At 41.9% G+C, this 15,960-nt stretch carries 16 protein-coding genes and 1 pseudogene; 9 read left to right on the top strand and 8 right to left on the bottom strand.

The window, feature by feature from the left end:
• On the bottom strand, positions 1-157 hold a 157-nt coding region (locus FTU42_RS12375), incomplete at its 3' end, for a transposase (RefSeq protein ID WP_180083478.1).
• Between the two features lie 43 nt (positions 158-200).
• On the opposite strand from FTU42_RS12375, the gene FTU42_RS12380 reads away from it, so the two are divergent.
• Positions 201-1,360, top strand: a protein-coding gene (locus FTU42_RS12380) for an IS3 family transposase (RefSeq protein ID WP_180075227.1) whose coding sequence is annotated in 2 segments (ribosomal slippage) — positions 201-435 and positions 435-1,360 — 1,161 coding nt in all. Because the reading frame shifts where the segments join, the coding sequence is not laid out codon by codon here.
• 86 nt (positions 1,361-1,446) lie between these two features.
• On the top strand, positions 1,447-2,232 hold the full coding sequence (locus tag FTU42_RS12385; RefSeq protein WP_180075228.1) for an SIR2 family protein: 786 nt from the start codon (positions 1,447-1,449) through the stop codon (positions 2,230-2,232).
• Between the two features lie 177 nt (positions 2,233-2,409).
• On the opposite strand, the gene FTU42_RS12390 is transcribed toward FTU42_RS12385, so the two are convergent.
• Both FTU42_RS12390 and FTU42_RS12395 read right to left on the bottom strand, forming a co-directional pair.
• Positions 2,410-2,784, bottom strand: coding sequence for an endonuclease domain-containing protein (locus FTU42_RS12390; protein WP_180075229.1), 375 nt, complete (start codon positions 2,782-2,784; stop codon positions 2,410-2,412).
• Between the two features lie 225 nt (positions 2,785-3,009).
• Positions 3,010-4,053: a molecular chaperone DnaJ gene (locus FTU42_RS12395; RefSeq protein ID WP_180075230.1), complete on the bottom strand. Its 1,044-nt coding sequence runs from the start codon at positions 4,051-4,053 to the stop codon at positions 3,010-3,012.
• Between the two features lie 162 nt (positions 4,054-4,215).
• On the opposite strand from FTU42_RS12395, the gene FTU42_RS12400 reads away from it, so the two are divergent.
• Positions 4,216-4,752, top strand: a complete 537-nt coding sequence (locus tag FTU42_RS12400) for a hypothetical protein (RefSeq protein WP_005172068.1) — start codon at positions 4,216-4,218, stop codon at positions 4,750-4,752.
• Positions 4,753-4,802: 50 nt separating this feature from the next.
• Here FTU42_RS12400 and FTU42_RS12405 read toward each other — a convergent pair whose 3' ends face one another.
• Positions 4,803-5,519 (bottom strand): carbonic anhydrase family protein, encoded by a 717-nt coding sequence (locus tag FTU42_RS12405; RefSeq protein ID WP_180075231.1) that lies wholly within the window; start codon positions 5,517-5,519, stop codon positions 4,803-4,805.
• Positions 5,520-5,955: 436 nt separating this feature from the next.
• On the opposite strand from FTU42_RS12405, the gene FTU42_RS12410 reads away from it, so the two are divergent.
• The gene (locus FTU42_RS12410) at positions 5,956-6,633 is read left to right on the top strand and encodes a DUF421 domain-containing protein (protein ID WP_180075232.1); all 678 of its coding nucleotides are present in this window, start codon (positions 5,956-5,958) and stop codon (positions 6,631-6,633) included.
• Between the two features lies 1 nt (position 6,634).
• Here FTU42_RS12410 and FTU42_RS12415 read toward each other — a convergent pair.
• The 3 genes and pseudogenes from FTU42_RS12415 to FTU42_RS12425 form a co-directional block, all read right to left on the bottom strand.
• A pseudogene (locus FTU42_RS12415) lies at positions 6,635-7,338 on the bottom strand (HAD family hydrolase).
• Positions 7,339-7,478: 140 nt separating this feature from the next.
• Positions 7,479-8,603: a porin gene (locus tag FTU42_RS12420; protein WP_159138432.1), complete on the bottom strand. Its 1,125-nt coding sequence runs from the start codon at positions 8,601-8,603 to the stop codon at positions 7,479-7,481.
• Positions 8,604-8,741: 138 nt separating this feature from the next.
• Positions 8,742-9,989 (bottom strand): MFS transporter, encoded by a 1,248-nt coding sequence (locus FTU42_RS12425; RefSeq protein ID WP_171509120.1) that lies wholly within the window; start codon positions 9,987-9,989, stop codon positions 8,742-8,744.
• 132 nt (positions 9,990-10,121) lie between these two features.
• Between FTU42_RS12425 and FTU42_RS12430 the strand changes: the two genes are divergently transcribed.
• From FTU42_RS12430 to putP, 5 genes are all read left to right on the top strand, one after another.
• Positions 10,122-10,751 carry a 1-acyl-sn-glycerol-3-phosphate acyltransferase gene (locus FTU42_RS12430; protein ID WP_180071928.1) on the top strand — a complete coding sequence of 210 codons (630 nt, stop codon included), beginning with the start codon at positions 10,122-10,124 and terminating at the stop codon, positions 10,749-10,751.
• 63 nt (positions 10,752-10,814) lie between these two features.
• Positions 10,815-11,732: a patatin-like phospholipase family protein gene (locus FTU42_RS12435; RefSeq protein WP_005096202.1), complete on the top strand. Its 918-nt coding sequence runs from the start codon at positions 10,815-10,817 to the stop codon at positions 11,730-11,732.
• A gap of 98 nt (positions 11,733-11,830) precedes the next feature.
• Positions 11,831-12,313, top strand: coding sequence for an NfeD family protein (locus tag FTU42_RS12440; RefSeq protein WP_005096200.1), 483 nt, complete (start codon positions 11,831-11,833; stop codon positions 12,311-12,313).
• Between the two features lie 3 nt (positions 12,314-12,316).
• A complete protein-coding gene (locus tag FTU42_RS12445) occupies positions 12,317-13,174 on the top strand; it encodes an SPFH domain-containing protein (protein WP_005096199.1) in 858 nt (285 codons plus the stop codon).
• A 213-nt stretch (positions 13,175-13,387) separates the two neighbouring features.
• Positions 13,388-14,878, top strand: a complete 1,491-nt coding sequence (putP, locus tag FTU42_RS12450; protein ID WP_159138434.1) for a sodium/proline symporter PutP — start codon at positions 13,388-13,390, stop codon at positions 14,876-14,878.
• A 92-nt stretch (positions 14,879-14,970) separates the two neighbouring features.
• Here putP and FTU42_RS12455 read toward each other — a convergent pair whose 3' ends face one another.
• Positions 14,971-15,879, bottom strand: a complete 909-nt coding sequence (locus tag FTU42_RS12455) for a polyprenyl synthetase family protein (RefSeq protein WP_005096193.1) — start codon at positions 15,877-15,879, stop codon at positions 14,971-14,973.
• Positions 15,880-15,960: the final 81 nt, after the last annotated feature.

Genomic DNA, 15,960 nt, shown 5'->3' on the forward strand with positions numbered 1-15,960 from the left:
CACGCCATGGGCAGCCTGTTCTTATTCTATAAAGTATTGCTTCGACAAAATTTCTCAAATTAGATTTGAAATAGATATCAAAATTTCGGAAAATAGAAAGTAACTTAGACCAGTGTTGATCATTCAGTGATCCTAGACAAAATAATGGACAGCACATCCCTCTAAAGATAACGTAACTTTAATCTTTGGAGATTCAAGAAATGGCTAAACGTTTTAGTCCCGAATTTAAACAGCAAGCGATTGATTATGCACTTTCAAACTCACACGAGTCTGTAGCTGCAATCGCCCAGAAATTAGGTGTGGGTTATTCAACATTAGATAAATGGATTCGTGAAACCAATCCGGCAGGTTCAAGCAAACGTCAACTTTCACCAGAACAACAGCGGATCGTGGAATTAGAGAAAGAAGTCAAACAGCTCAAGGAAGCCAATGACATCTTAAAAAAAGCGCATGTGTACTTTCTAACAGATCATGCCAAGAAAAGTACACGGTAATTCAAGATCTAGATATGAATGAAGTCACCGTATCTTCTGCCTGTAAATACCTAGGTGTCAGCACTTCAGGCTATTATGCCTGGCGAAAACATCAAGCCAATACGGCACAGAAATATAATGACTTAAAAGCCGTATATTGGCAGCATCATGCACGATTGGGTGCACCTTCATTAGTACATGACATGCATGATTTAGGTTACAACATGAGCGAACGTACTATTGGAAGGATCCTAAAAAAGCTTGGTTTACGTAGCAGGATTGCACGTAAATACAAGCATACGACTGATTCAACCCATCGTTTGCCTACAGCACCCAACTTGTTGGATCGCCAATTTACAGCTACTCAGCCTAATAAAGTCTGGACAACAGACATTACCTATATCCGCACTAAAGAAGGTTGGTTGTATTTATGTGTGATGCTAGATTTATTTAGCCGTCGTATCGTGGGGTGGCAAACCAGCCATCGAATAGACCGCCAGTTGGTGTGTGATACGTTTAACTATGCAATGGCTCGTCAGGGTTATCCAACTGGTGTTATGGTTCATTCGGACCAAGGCTCACAGTACTGTAGTCGTGATTTTAGAGCGCTGTTACTGAAAAATGATTGTACTCAGAGTATGTCTAGACGTGGAAACTGTTGGGATAATGCAGTGACTGAAAGCTTCTTTCATACATTAAAAGGTCATGTGGTACATGGCAGTGTGTTTTCGACTCGAAAAGAAGCGAATGCTGTCTTGTTTGACTATATTGAAATTTATTACAATCGAGTCAGAAGACATTCTGCAAACGGCTGGTTAAGTCCAGAAGCCTTTGAACAGAAATATATTAAAAGTTTAGAGGGGCTGGTTGTCCACGATACTGTCTAGGATCACAGCATTGTACGAGGCATAGCGAGAAGTAAATTTGGTTTGGCGATTAAATTTTACTTTCTCGCTATTTTTTTGAACAGAAAATGTCAACAGACCCTAATAAAATTTCAGATAACTTTAAAGATAATTATTTCAATTCAGCACTACTTTCGGCTAGATATTTAAAAAAATCATTTACTAAAAATGACGAACCATCTGATAAATTTAAAAATATTATTCATGAAATACTATATAAGACCAATAGAGTTAATCGCGATTCAAAACTTATCGAAGTTATTGGTAGATTATGCATTCCTACTAGACTAAGAGCACATATAGATTCTATTATCACATATAATTTTGATGACTTAATCGAGCAAAAACTAAACTTACATCATCATGTAATTCCAAATGAATTAGAAACTTATAGTATAAAAGAGCTACCCATTTACCATGTACACGGATTTATCCCTGAGAATCCTAATAGCTATGATGATTATGTTGGAAATGAAATAGTATTCTCTGAAGATGGATATCATAAGATGTATTCAGATTCATATCACTGGTCGAACTTAGTTCAATTAACCCATCTTAGAGAAAAAAGTTGCTTAATGATTGGGCTATCAATGGATGATCCTAATTTAAGACGTCTTCTAGACATCGTTTCTAATCCATCTGTAGAAAGTAAACATTACGCTATACTTCAAAGAGTTAAAGAAATTTCTTTAATCAATGATACATCAACTAATGAAGAGATCAATTTAGCTAGAAATTTTTTACTAAGTCATCATCAACTACAAGAGGCAATATTCAAAGATTTAGGTGTAAATATTATTTGGTACGAAGAATACTCAGAAATCCCTGAAATCTTAGAAATGTTATTACATTAAATTTACTACCCTCACCCCAGCCCTCTCCCACAGGGAGAGGGAGCGCCATTTGATTTAGTGTCTGCATGGATTTCACAATGGAATTCCCTCTCCTCTCAGGAGAGGGTTAGGGAGAGGTGCTTTTATCCAATTAAAAAACCCTCTTCCCCCGCCTTCTCCCACAGGGAGAAGGAGCTTTCATCCTTTATTCACTTGCAATTCAATGCACACTTGCCATAAGTGTTCTAAAACCACATCCGTCCGCCCCAACACATCATGATTCCAATACCTTACAACGGTTAAACCCAATGCCTCTAAAAACTTGGTTCGTTCATCATCATATTCCACAGCATCATCCGCTCCATGCTGACTACCATCCAACTCAATCACTAAACCAATTTCATGACAGTAAAAATCTACAATATACGGCACAATCACGTGCTGACGACGGAACTTCAGATTCATAAAACGCTTGGCACGGAGTATTTGCCACATCATATTTTCAGCATCGGTGGCGGTGTGGCGCATGGTTTTGGAGAATTGTAATAGTTGGGGATCGAGCTTTTTATTCATAGGCTTATGTTTTTATTATTTTCTTTAGATTAGCAAATTTTATAACCTCTCCCTAGCCCTCTCCTAAAAGGAGAGGGAACGTTCATTATTAAATTAATTGATGGCATCTAATCAGTTACGACTCCCTCTGGGAGAGGATTAGGGAGAGGTGAATCTTAAAATAGCCCTCACCCTTGCGCACTCAGAATATATTCTGAGGATGCTCATCTCCCAAAGGGAAAAATCTTAAAGTATCCCATGCCTTAAAAACATCTCTAATCCACTCACTTTCTTGATATATTTTAACCGTTCCTTTTCTACTTTAATCTGCTGCTTTATGGCCAAAGTATCTTCATCAATCTGCTTATACAGGTCAGCAATTTGAACTTTCCCTTTCGCCTTTTTTACTGCAATTCTGGTTTTCGATGACCAAACTAACCTATTGATCAATGTATCAATTTGACCTTGTAATGTCTGACTTTGCGCATCTAACGCCAGTTGATAAAGCTTCATTTGCTCTGCAGTTAAACTCTTTTGCGAAGGATCTCGGTCTTGTTCAATCTGAAGCTGCATTTTCAATAAAGCAAATAAATCCTGCTTTTCATAAGCCTGATTGGCATGCTGCAACAACTCTGTCTTTTTTATTTTCTTGACATCATTCGCTTCACGGTCAGGATGAATGGCCGCAGCAATTTTTAAATACACGGTTTTCAATGACTGCTCTGCCAGCATTGCAGCCTGCGCTTGTTTTTCCTGCTGACGTTTTAATCTGGCTTGCTCACGTACGTGTTGAAAATGTTTACTATCCCATTCTTCAAATATATCTGTGTCGGCCTGATCGAAACCATTTTGATCTTCGGAAAACTCTTCTGGTGCATTGGTCTTTTTCTGATTTTTTCTGAGTTGGACATGTTCATTGAGCTGCTGATAGTAACTATCAATTTCATTGACCTTATGCGCTTCCTGCACCGACATTGCCTGTGAATCTTTTAAGTAAGCCGCCAGGGATTGAATTTTTTCATCCAGTACGACGATCTCGGCCTTGGAAAATTCTGCCTCATGCAGATGCTGCCACAATTGTTCAAGCTGCTCGAACAAAACACCATGCAATTCATGATAGACCGGTATGAAATTTTGCTGTGTATATTGTCGAATCTCTTCTTCAGCCTGCTGCCACTGTGCCAGCTCAAGCTTCTGCTGTTCAATTCTATCAATCAGGCGATCCAGCTTTTTCTGCTGTGTCGAAAGCGCTGTGAATGGCTGAATCATGGTTTTTAAATTGAAAGACATGATATTCAAAATAAGCAGGACAGATTATTAAGTTTAACGGTTTTATGAGACAGGTGTATGCCAGTTATCGACACAAATATACACCTTATGCAAATAAATTTTGTTTAATATCAAACAATATAACAATAACTTAATTTGTGACTGTGCTGAAAGGAGATTCAGATGGCAACTCAGGCAGATTTAATCTTTAATCAGGAACTCGCTGCATGGGTACAAGCGCTAGGATCTGTGTTTGCAATTTTTGTCGCCATTAGTGTGCCCTTATATTTAAATCATTTGGCACAAAATCGTGATAATGCCTTACAAGACATGCAAAAACAAAAATTCTTTGTCACGATGCTGCCGACACTTTATCGTATTCGCCGTTATAGTGCTGACTTCATTAAACAAATGCAGTTACATCAGCAAAGTACTCAAAATATCTTACATACGCTAGAAACTGAATATCTGGAATTAATTCCGGTCTTTTCTAAAGAACTGCATATATTTGTACATAGTCAAATTTATGACCCAAACCTGAATCAATTGGCATTTGAACTGTTTCATTCCGAGGAAATTCTGCAACAACATTTATTACAGCCTAAAAACCAGAAACAGCTCAAGCATCAAGCTTTACTGACCCAACATAGCCAGTATATTCATGATGCGAGCCATCAGTTAATTAAACAGATTGAAAAGAGCCATCACCTACAACCTTAAATTGCCTTTTCAGGCCATCAATGTGTAGGCGAATGGCGCAAACAAAATGATTATTCCACAATGACACGACCATTTAATGGCTGTACCGGACGGTTATTCGGATGCCCCATTAATTTGGAAAATTCAGCGATCTGTTTGGCTGAAGCCTGCTGGATCTCTTTTAGAATCAGCCAGCGCACACCTTCTGAGCAAGGTGGCGTGGTCAAAGAACCACTAAAGCGATAATAATCCAGATTTTTAGGCAGCAACTGATTGACAGGCTGTGGTGTTTTTAACACGACTTTTTCCCCCCGCTTTTTCGGCAAACGCTTCCACATCTGTTTTAGCATCTGGCTGTCCTGCCCCTGCTCAAACATCATGCCAACCACTGCCAGCTCACCATCAGCATTGGCATGGACAAAATGAATCTCTAAAGGATAACTTTTACCTTGAATCAGGTTCTCACTCGGACTATGCAAATGGAACTGTTTCAGTTCAAAACGCTCCCCATCCAGCTCCAGCTCACCACCTTCGGCAAAGTCCACCTGAATGGTATGACCTTTATTTTCAATGGCGTGAATCATGGTGTTATAACTAAATTTCAGCGGTTCCAGTTGTGCTTTTACCGTCCGCTCAATATTAATTGGCGACTGATTCGCACCATCACAGGCAGTATATTTCTGGCTTAAATTCGACCATTGTTCAGGCTGCATATAGCCCCAATTGGCATCTGCATAGCCTGCCGTACTCAAACCAAGCACTGTTAAAAATGTGAATATTTTTTTCACAATATTGTCCCTCTTAGAACCGTAATCAATAATTTTTCATTTAGAAAACAAATTTTTAGGCTTATGACTGCCTCATTTTTCAGAGCACAAACTACAGATTTTTACTTAATTTTGGTGAATCAATTACAAATTTCCAAACACTTAAGTCTATGAAAAGATAGAGTATTTATAAATTATTATTTAAATTTCAATAAGATAATCATTTTAGTGTGTTAAATCAACTTAGAATAAAGTGTGAGCTGAATCACAATTAAAGTGGTGAATATTTATGCAATATCTACATGAAACTTCTAGTTAGCTCATAAATAAATCTGATTATAAATTCGCTCTATTTTTCAATAATATATTTTATATTCAAAAGCTTACATAAAAACAGCAGTAAATAAACCTGCCACATTGCTAGACTCAGCTCAACACGTTATATAGGAACAGCTTAATGGATTGGGTCTCGATCTTTATTCATGATACGACTTGGAGCTTTGCATCAGAGATTTTGCTGCGTTGTATAGTCATGTATATCATGATTATCCTGTTTTTACGGCTGACCGGAAAACGTGGTGTACGACAGCTTTCCATCTTTGAAGTCGCGATCATTCTCGCCCTGGGCTCAATTGCCGGTGACCCGATGTTTACCGAAGATGTTCCCCTGATTCAGGCAGTTCTGGTGATGTCGGTGATTATCCTGATGTATCGCCTGACCACTTGGCTGATGATGAAATACCAATGGTTTGAAGACCTACTGGAAGGTAAACCGATTTATATTGTGGAAGATGGCCTGCTGGTCATTGAAGAAATTAAAAAAGGCAAAATGTCACATGATGAATTCTTTGCCGAAATGCGCCAGCAAGGCGTAGAACATCTGGGTCAGGTGCGTACCGGTTTACTGGAAACAGACGGTAAGTTCAGTATCCTGTTTTTCAAATCGGATGAGGTTCAGCCTGGGCTGCCACTATTTCCTAAAACCTGTTCGATCGTGGAGCAGGTGAAAGCAGACCGTTTATATGCCTGTATTTATTGCGGTCAGGTTCAAAACCTCTCCACAGCTGCACAACAATGTCCTCGCTGCAAATCAGCACAGTGGGCTGAAGCGATTAATTGTTTACGCATCACTTGAATTAAAGCTGATTCAGCCGTTGTAAATGCGTGAAAATTTCAGGTAGCTGCTGGATTTTATATTGGATTTCTTCGGCATCAGGATGAAAGCCCTGCATCCACAAGGCATGCATTCCGGCATTTTTTGCCCCTTGTATATCATTGATTGGATGATCGCCAATATATAAACAATGTTCAGGCAAGACGCCTAAACGTTGTGCAGTAATCTGGAAAATTTCTGGCTGTGGTTTGTTAAAACCCACTAAACCCGAACTGATGATTTCCTCGAAATAATCGGCAATGCCTAAACCTCGAATGGTATTTAAACGGGTGTCATGTCCACCATTCGAAACAATTGCCAATTGATAGCCTTGAGATTTTAATTGCTCTAGCACCTGCTTGACATCCGGTATTTCTACAGCGCAGCGACCAAACTGGCTAAACCAGAACTGTGCCAGCTCATCTATGCTGGGTGGATTTAACCAGGATAGCTCTCCTGTAATAATGCATAAGCTGCCGATGCACCAATACTGCCATGCGTTAGCAATTCCTTTTTAGGATAACCGCCATTATCGATGCGTCTTACAATCTCGATAATTTTTTCTGGTTCGACCTGTGCAAATGCAGACGCATAATATTCTGCCAGATAGCAGCTATAAGCTTGGGCCGTTAGATCACGATGGGTCAAGGTGTTGTCGAGGTCAAATAATACAGCTTGAATAGGCATAATTTTCAAAACGAAATGCTGAAACTTTCATTCATGGTAACAGCCCGAAACTTATTAGATCAGACATAAAATTGCTAAGTTTTGTTGTTTTAAGCATAAAAAAAGCGATGCCGAAGCACCGCTTTTAGCTTGTTATAAAATTAGAACTTGTATTCTAGACCTGTGCCAAGTACAGGCTGTTTAGTCTCTAATGAACCTTGTTCAAGCGTTAGATAACCAGCATAACCATATGCTTTGACTTGTTTAGAGAAAGCATAGTCTGCACCAACAAGAATTTGTTGAGCTTCAAAATCTGCTTTAGCAGTAGTGAATTCAGTGGTACTTTGACTATATTGACCTTTTACTGTCCAAGCTTTTGCATTTGGAAGGTTGTATTCCGCACCAATTAACCAAGCGTGTTGATCATCAATCAATGCAGCAGCAGCGTCATTACCTGCAACGGCTTCAACTTCGGAAGTTTGATAAAGTGCTTTAAGTGCTAAACTATTATCGAGGTTGATACGGCCGATTGCACGAATTGTATTTGCTGCTGCAAATGCACTGCCTGCCGCTCCTCCTGTAACTTCTGGAGCAGAAGCATTTACAAAGCCACGACCTGCGAAGTTCGATGGAATTGCTTTATCGTAACCAATACCTAAAACAACAGGTTTACTGTCATACACTACAGATGCTGACCATGCATCACCTAAACCACGACCTGCAACTTTAGCACCACCTTTAGAAGAGCTAATGCCACCAGCTTCACCTGTTGCTAATAGTGCAGTTGCTTTTAGTTTACCTTCACCGACTGCAAAGGCAGGCGCTTCATAGACTACAACATTATCAATACGGTTTTCGCCAGTAAAAATACCTGCAACATCTGCTTTATTGGCTACATAGTTATTGAAAGTATCAACTACTGAAGAAAGCTGTTTTACTGGCGTATCAATTTTACCCAGCTTTACTGTACCTAATTTTTCATCTTTTAGACCAACTAAAAGATTACGCGGTACAAAGGTATCAGTACTACCACCATTATCTACATAGAAGGTAAATTCAGCTTGATACAGTGCACTTAAACGGTCAGTTAGTTTTTCATCGCCTTTAAGACCAATAAATGAGTTGTTGCTGTTCAGTTCGACAACATCCCGATCAGACGCAGGTGACGCATTATCTTCAGGTAAGTAATCTACTGTCGCATCAATCTCACCATAGAAGGTTGGTGCTGCAAAAGTAGTCCCCGCCAAAAGGCTGAATGCGATTGCTGTTGCTAACTTAGTTTTCATCAAAAAGAATCCTTTAATTTATTTTGTAACAAATCATACACACGGTGCTTATATTACAAAATTATTAAAATTATATTTATATATTCCTTTTAGTACTTTAGGCTAATATTTAACCAAACGATTGATTATTTAGAAATTTTACACTTTTTCCTCAGCTTTCATCCATCGGAATATTGGCATCAGGCAGAAAAAGGCAATGATTAGGATACAATTTAAATAGGTTTGATAGCCCAATCTATCTCCTAAAATTCCACTGAGGCTATAAAGTCCACCACTGATCGTCGCCATAATTGAGACTTGAAAAGTAAAATCAGTCCCGGCCAGGTGCTTACGGCTGTATTGCATAATGAGCGTCAGCATCACCACCAACAACATGGCTGAAACCAGATCTTCTGCTGCATTAATAGTATAAATCAGCCAGTTTTCGACTTTAAGCTGGGCTTCATATTGTGCTGCCAGCCAGGCATAGGCCATTAAGCTCAGTATTTTGAGAATCGAAAAAGACATCAAACAAGAGCGACGCGAAAAAAACTTCAGGCAATAACCTGCCAAACCGGCCCCGATCAAGGCGGCACCTGCACCCAGCATGGTCACATATACGCCGATCTGGCTGAAACTCAGACCGAGATCGACCATTAAAGGCTTCAGCAAAGGGCCAGACAGCCCATCTGCAACTTTAAATGTCAGCAAGACCAGCAGCCAGCAACGCAAGCCTGGATGTGTATAAAAATACTGAAAATAGGCTTTGATTTTTATTTTACTGGAAGCGGTAATTTGCTCAGATGCGATCGAGCGATGCTGTGGCTCTTTAAATTTTAAAACAGGCAGTGTGTTTATAAAAACCAGTGCAGCCAAAAGCAAAAAAGTGCTTTGCCACTGCAACAGATCTAAAAACAGTAAAATCGCACCACCACCGACAATGAAACCCAAACGTGATCCAATCACCTGAAAAGTATTGCCCCAGTGCTGCTGTTCATTTTTCAGAATATTGACTGCCAGTGCGTCGGTGGCAATATCCTGTGTCGCCCCCACCCCATTCATAAATAATAACGCAATAAAAAAGGCCAATAGATAAACCGGCTGATCTAAAGCCTGAATGGGCAAAAAGGACAAGGCGATCAGCACTGCCACCGAGAGCAATTGCAGCGGAATAATCCAGCTTCGATAATGCCCTGTAGCTTTAGAGCCATAACGATCGACCAATGGCGCCCAAAACACCTTGATTGACCAAGGCAGCATGAGCAGGCCAAAACTACCGATCTGTGCCAGCGACACTCCTTCTGCCCGTAAGATCACCGGCAAAGCATGGGTCATAAATCCGACTGGCAATCCTTGCGCCCAATACAGGGAAAACAACACAATGTAAGTATTCCGCATATTCGGCATGCTGGGTCCTTAATAGGCAAAAGAAGCAGAAATCATTCAACAAGCTGGACATTTTGCCAATGAAAAAACCAAAGTAAAAGCCTAATATCATTAAAAATAAAGAAAAATATGTGTCAGGAAGAGAATTTAAGCATGACCAAAAAGCACTTTCCAGAATTACCTCCCTTGGTGCCCAGTCGAGGCAATCGACTCAGCCGTTATTTTTTTAAACGGATCTTTTTAGTGCAGGGCTGGCAGCTTGAAGGTGAGTTTCCCAATTTACCAAAAGCCGTTGCGATTATTTCTCCACATACGTCCAATATTGATGCCTGGTATGGTTTTATTGCACTCTTAGCTATCGGGTTAAAGGTCACTATTTTTGGTAAAAACAGCCTGTTCCATACCCCATTAAAGCCCTTACTTGAATGGATTGGGGTGATTCCGGTGGTTCGGGATAGTCCACAAGGTCATACCCAGCAGATCGTGGAAATCATCAAGCGAAAACCCCAGATTTGGGTCGGCATGGCACCCGAAGGTTCACGTAAAGCGCCAGAAAAAATCCGCAGTGGTTTTTATCATATTGCCGATCAAGCCGGCCTGCCTATTGTCATGCTGGCTTTTGATTATGATATTAAAACCATTCATATTCTGGGTGTCTATCAGCCGACGGGCGATTATGAACATGATCTGGTGCAGATTTATGCACATTATCAAGGCAAGATTTCGGCAAAAAATCCAGACTGGATTGCCAGGCCTTTACAAAAGCTGTTGAAAAAAGACTAGGCAAAATCCTGTTTTTTTGCTCTGATAGCCTATATTTTGATGATTTAGTGATCATTTCCTACAATGAAATTAGTGTCTTATGCTCTGATTGGCTGTCTTGGCCTCAGTCTGGCTGCATGTGATAAAGCCAGTAAAACCACACCGACTCCTACACCACTTCAGGCCCGCGAACCCGTGATTGCAATTGCACTTGGCGGCGGCGGTGCGAAAGGCTTCGCCCATATTGGCGTGATTAAGGTACTGGAGTCACACGGCATTAAACCGAAAATTGTCACAGGCACAAGTGCCGGCAGTTTTGTCGGCAGTCTATATGCCAGCGGCAAATCACCGTATCAGTTGCAGCAAATTGCCTTGAATTTTAAGGAATCGGACATCCGTGATTTAACCTTGAATCGGCAAGGGATTATTGCCGGACAAAAGTTACAGGATTTCGTCAACAAAAATGTGGCGAATAAACCGATTGAGCAGTTCCCGATACGGTTTGCTGCGGTGGCGACCCGCCTGGATACGGGACGCAAGGCAGACTTTATTAAAGGCAATGCCGGACAGGCGGTGCGCGCCTCTTGCAGTATTCCCAATGTATTTGTCCCGGCCACCATTGGCGGTCTGAAATATGTCGATGGTGGACTGGTCAGCCCGATTCCAGTCAAAACTGCCAAGGATATGGGTGCCGATCTGGTCATTGCTGTCGATATTTCTGCTCGTCCGGATGCTAGTAAAGCCCTGAATATGTGGGGTGTGCTGGATCAAACCCTGAATATTATGGGACAGCAAAGTATTCATGAAGAACTCAGTCAGGCCAATGTGGTAATCCAGCCTAAAGTTGGCCATATTGGCACCCTGGATTTAAAGGCCAGCAATCAAACCATTCTGGAGGGTGAAAAAGCAGCACAGTTAAAAATCCGGGCCATCCAGAAAATGATTACTGATTTCAAACAGTCCCCTGCTGCATTTAAAGCACCACGTGCTGCGAAATTCTAAGGTACGAATTTTTTATATTCATCTGAACCGGCATCTGTTACATTGGGCTTAATCACATAATGATGATTAATTAAACACTTAGCGATATAGGTCACGATATGGAATTTGTTATTGAACCCTGGCACTGGTTTGTATTAGGCGTTTTGCTGATTCTTTCGGAATTGCTTCTACCCGCTTTTGCTGCCCTGTGGTTTGGTATCGGCGCCATTTTAGTGGGCATTTTATACTGGATGTTCCCGATGATGGGACTGACCACCCAGATCCTGACCTGGATTGCTCTATCCATCCTCTGTACGCTGGCATGGTTTAAATTTATCAAGCCACTTTCGATTGATAAAACCAAAGCTGGTCTGTCTCGTGAAGCGACGATTGGCCAGATTGGTATGGTCATTCAAACCAATCTGGAAAATGAACAAATCAGAGTACGTTTCCCGATGCCGGTTTTAGGCTCAGATGAATGGGAATGTCGTACTCTGGATCAGGTTCAGGTCGGTGACCGTGTTCGCGTCGTGGATATTCTGGGGAATGATCTGGTGGTTCAACCCCACAGCACACATTATCAAAATGAAAAAGGTGAATAAGATATGTCTGGTGGAACTATAATTGTTATCGCATTTTTGGCCTTTGTGGCGATTACGATTTTTAAAGGGGTACGTATTGTCCCGCAAGGTTATAAATGGATCGCACAACGCTTGGGCAAATACCATACGACGCTGAATCCGGGTCTGAATTTTGTCATTCCGTATATTGATGAAGTGGCTTATAAAGTCACCACCAAAGATATTGTGCTGGATATTCCTTCACAGGAAGTGATTACCCGCGATAATGCCGTGTTACTCATGAATGCGGTGGCCTATATCAACCTGACCACACCTGAAAAAGCGGTCTACGGCATTGAAAACTATTCTTGGGCAATTCAAAACCTGGTACAAACCTCATTACGTTCGATTGTCGGTGAAATGGATCTGGATGATGCACTATCATCACGTGATCATATTAAAGCACGTTTAAAATCCAGTATTTCCGATGATATCTCGGACTGGGGTATTACCCTGAAAACAGTTGAAATTCAGGACATTAAACCGTCAGTCACCATGCAAACCGCGATGGAAGAACAGGCCGCTGCTGAACGTCAACGTCGTGCGACCGTGACCAAAGCTGATGGTGAAAAACAGGCTGCCATTCTGGAAGCGGATGGTCGTCTGGAAGCATCGCGCCGTGATGCAGAAGCACAGGTGGTTCTGGCTGAATCTTCACAACGTGCGATTGATATGGTGACTTCGGCAATTGGTAGTAATGAGATTCCGGTTGCCTATTTACTCGGTGAGCAATATATCAAGGCCATGCAAGATATGGCCAAATCACCGAATGCCAAAACGGTGGTCTTGCCTGCAGACGTGCTGAACACGATTCGAGGCGTGATGGGTCGTCCGCCTCAGTAAAAATTTTCATTTTCAAATCCATAGGCAGCGTATTCGCTGCCTATTTTTCGTTTAAACACGAAAATCTCAGCAAAGATTTGGAATTTATGCTTAAATTTCGCGTTATTTTTTGAAATCCTTTGGGCTTTGATGCCAGATCTGTGTTTCGCCACAGCATTTATCATCAACATAAGTCCTTATTCGATTACTGTCCAACTCGAAAATGGATACCGTATGAGCTCCCTAAATCCAACGTTAATTACCTTTCTTTTTTATATTGTCGCCATGGTGGTGATCGGCCTGATGGCTTATCGTGCGACCACAAACTTTTCCGATTACATTTTAGGGGGCCGTCGTTTAGGTAGTTTTGTTACTGCACTTTCCGCTGGAGCTTCCGATATGAGTGGCTGGCTGCTGATGGGCCTGCCCGGTGCAATTTATCTTTCTGGTTTGTCGGAAATGTGGATTGCCATTGGCCTGATTATTGGTGCCTGGTTAAACTGGTTGCTGGTGGCTGGCCGTTTACGGGTACATACGGAAGTTCAGCACAATGCCCTGACCCTTCCAGATTATTTTTCCAATCGTTTTAACGACCAGAAGAAAATTTTACGTATTGTATCGGCTTTTGTGATTCTGATTTTCTTTGCGATTTACTGTGCCTCAGGCATGGTAGCAGGTGCGCGCCTGTTCGAAAGCATGTTTGAAATGTCCTACACGACGGCGCTCTGGATCAGTGCCATTGCCACCATCAGTTATGTATTTATTGGCGGTTTTCTGGCAGTTAGCTGGACCGATACCATTCAGGCCGGCCTGATGATCTTTGCGCTGTTGCTCACGCCAATTGTGACCCTATTGACCTTCTCTGATATGTCTCAGGTCACTCTGGCGCTTGAAACGGCACGTCCACAGGCCATGAATCTGGTCGGTGACTTAAGTACGGTGGCTATCCTGTCGCTACTGGCATGGGGCTTGGGTTATTTTGGTCAGCCACATATTCTGGTGCGCTTTATGGCGGCAGATTCAGTCAAGTCAATTCCAAATGCACGCCGTATTGGTATGACCTGGATGATCCTGTGCTTAGCTGGTGCCGTGGCTGCCGGTTTCTTTGGTATTGCTTATTTCCAGCAACATCCGGAACTGGCCAGTATGGTGAATGCCAATCCTGAAACTGTATTTATGGAATTGACCAAAATTCTGTTCAACCCATGGATTGCCGGTATTGTCCTGGCTGCGATTTTGGCTGCGGTAATGAGTACTTTAAGCTGTCAGCTTCTAGTCTGCTCAAGTACGCTGACAGAGGATTTTTATAAATCCTTCCTGCGCAAAAATGCATCTCAAAAAGAACTGGTTTGGGTTGGCCGTTTTATGGTGCTGCTGATTGCCCTGCTGGCAATCTGGATGGCGGGTAATCCTGAATCGAAAGTGCTGGGTCTGGTCGCTTATGCCTGGGCCGGTTTTGGTGCTGCATTTGGCCCGCTGATCATTCTGTCCCTGTTCTGGAAACGCATGACTTTGAATGGTGCCTTGGCAGGTATGATTATGGGTGCAGTGATGGTGATTTTATGGAAAAACCTGTTCGCAGCAACAGGTGTCTATGAAATTATCCCGGGCTTTATCTGCTCATTCATTGCCATCATTGTAGTGAGCTTGATGGGTAAAGTACCTACGGCTGAAATTACCGATCGTTTTGAACAGGCTGAACGTCTGTATAACGAAACCAAATAAAATTAACGATCAAAAAAAGCGGACTTTAAAGTCCGCTTTTTTAATACCTGAACAATCACTCAAAATAAAAACAATGAACAGATTCAAGCATTTTAATTTTTACGCTGAAGTAAAAACTGGGTGATAGAGATCAGCTCTGCCGCCTGATCATCAAAATGAGCAAGTGCGGCTAAGGCCTGATCATGCAATTGCTGTGCATAGGCTTTGGCCTGTTCCAGCCCCATCAAGGCAGGATATGTCGATTTTTCTACCTGCTCATCCTTGCCAGCTGTTTTACCCAACACTTCGGTATCAGAAATAATATCCAGAATATCGTCCTGCACCTGGAAGGCCAGACCAATCGCCTGTCCAAACTCACGCAGCTTTGGAATCGCCAGATCTGTACCTTCAAAGATTGTGACCGCCGCCATCATGATCGCAGCACTCATCAAGGCACCGGTTTTATTACGATGAATGGTTTCTAATACGTCCTGATCAATTTTTTTGCCTTCGGACTGCAAATCCAACACCTGACCATTGACCATTTTCGAAGAGGCTGTGGCCAGAATCTGCATTTGTTTTAGCACAATCGAAGCATCTACCGCAGGACCTTGATCAAACAGACGACTGCCTAAAATTTCAAAGGCCATCGACTGTAGAATATCACCTGCCAAAAGCGCGGTATCTTCACCATAAGCCACATGACAGGTCGGCTGACCACGGCGCAGCAAATCATTGTCCATACACGGCAGATCATCATGTGCCAGTGAATAACAATGGATAAATTCAATCGCAACCGCCGCACGGCGTACCGCCGCGGTATTCTGATTCGGTTTTAGTGCTGCTGTGGCATAGCATAATGCTGGACGAACACGCTTCCCTCCCAGCATCACGGCATGATGCACCGCCGACTTTAAAGGTTCAGGAATGGCAAAGGCATCTAGGGCTGTCAGTAAATCTTGTTGAATACGATGTTGTGCTTGAGTCAATGCATGGATTGATACGTCAGTAATAGATGACACATTTGCCTCGAATACATAGTCCGGAAGGATGAAAATAACAAGTTTGAGCCACTTGTCCTGATAAGCACTATTGTACCTACA

It is taken from the genome of Acinetobacter sp. YH12102 (assembly GCF_013419125.1).
In the GTDB taxonomy this organism is placed as follows: domain Bacteria; phylum Pseudomonadota; class Gammaproteobacteria; order Pseudomonadales; family Moraxellaceae; genus Acinetobacter; species Acinetobacter pseudolwoffii.

Bases quoted from the DNA above. Each gene is read 5' to 3' on its own strand.
- FTU42_RS12385 (WP_180075228.1), top strand. From the start codon at position 1,447: ATGTCAACAGACCCTAATAAAATTTCAGATAACTTTAAAGATAATTAT.
- FTU42_RS12390 (WP_180075229.1), bottom strand. From the start codon at position 2,784: ATGAATAAAAAGCTCGATCCCCAACTATTACAATTCTCCAAAACCATG.
- FTU42_RS12395 (WP_180075230.1), bottom strand. From the start codon at position 4,053: ATGTCTTTCAATTTAAAAACCATGATTCAGCCATTCACAGCGCTTTCG.
- FTU42_RS12400 (WP_005172068.1), top strand. From the start codon at position 4,216: ATGGCAACTCAGGCAGATTTAATCTTTAATCAGGAACTCGCTGCATGG.
- FTU42_RS12410 (WP_180075232.1), top strand. From the start codon at position 5,956: ATGGATTGGGTCTCGATCTTTATTCATGATACGACTTGGAGCTTTGCA.
- FTU42_RS12420 (WP_159138432.1), bottom strand. From the start codon at position 8,603: ATGAAAACTAAGTTAGCAACAGCAATCGCATTCAGCCTTTTGGCGGGG.
- FTU42_RS12425 (WP_171509120.1), bottom strand. From the start codon at position 9,989: ATGCCGAATATGCGGAATACTTACATTGTGTTGTTTTCCCTGTATTGG.
- FTU42_RS12430 (WP_180071928.1), top strand. From the start codon at position 10,122: ATGACCAAAAAGCACTTTCCAGAATTACCTCCCTTGGTGCCCAGTCGA.
- FTU42_RS12435 (WP_005096202.1), top strand. From the start codon at position 10,815: ATGAAATTAGTGTCTTATGCTCTGATTGGCTGTCTTGGCCTCAGTCTG.
- FTU42_RS12440 (WP_005096200.1), top strand. From the start codon at position 11,831: ATGGAATTTGTTATTGAACCCTGGCACTGGTTTGTATTAGGCGTTTTG.
- FTU42_RS12445 (WP_005096199.1), top strand. From the start codon at position 12,317: ATGTCTGGTGGAACTATAATTGTTATCGCATTTTTGGCCTTTGTGGCG.
- putP (WP_159138434.1), top strand. From the start codon at position 13,388: ATGAGCTCCCTAAATCCAACGTTAATTACCTTTCTTTTTTATATTGTC.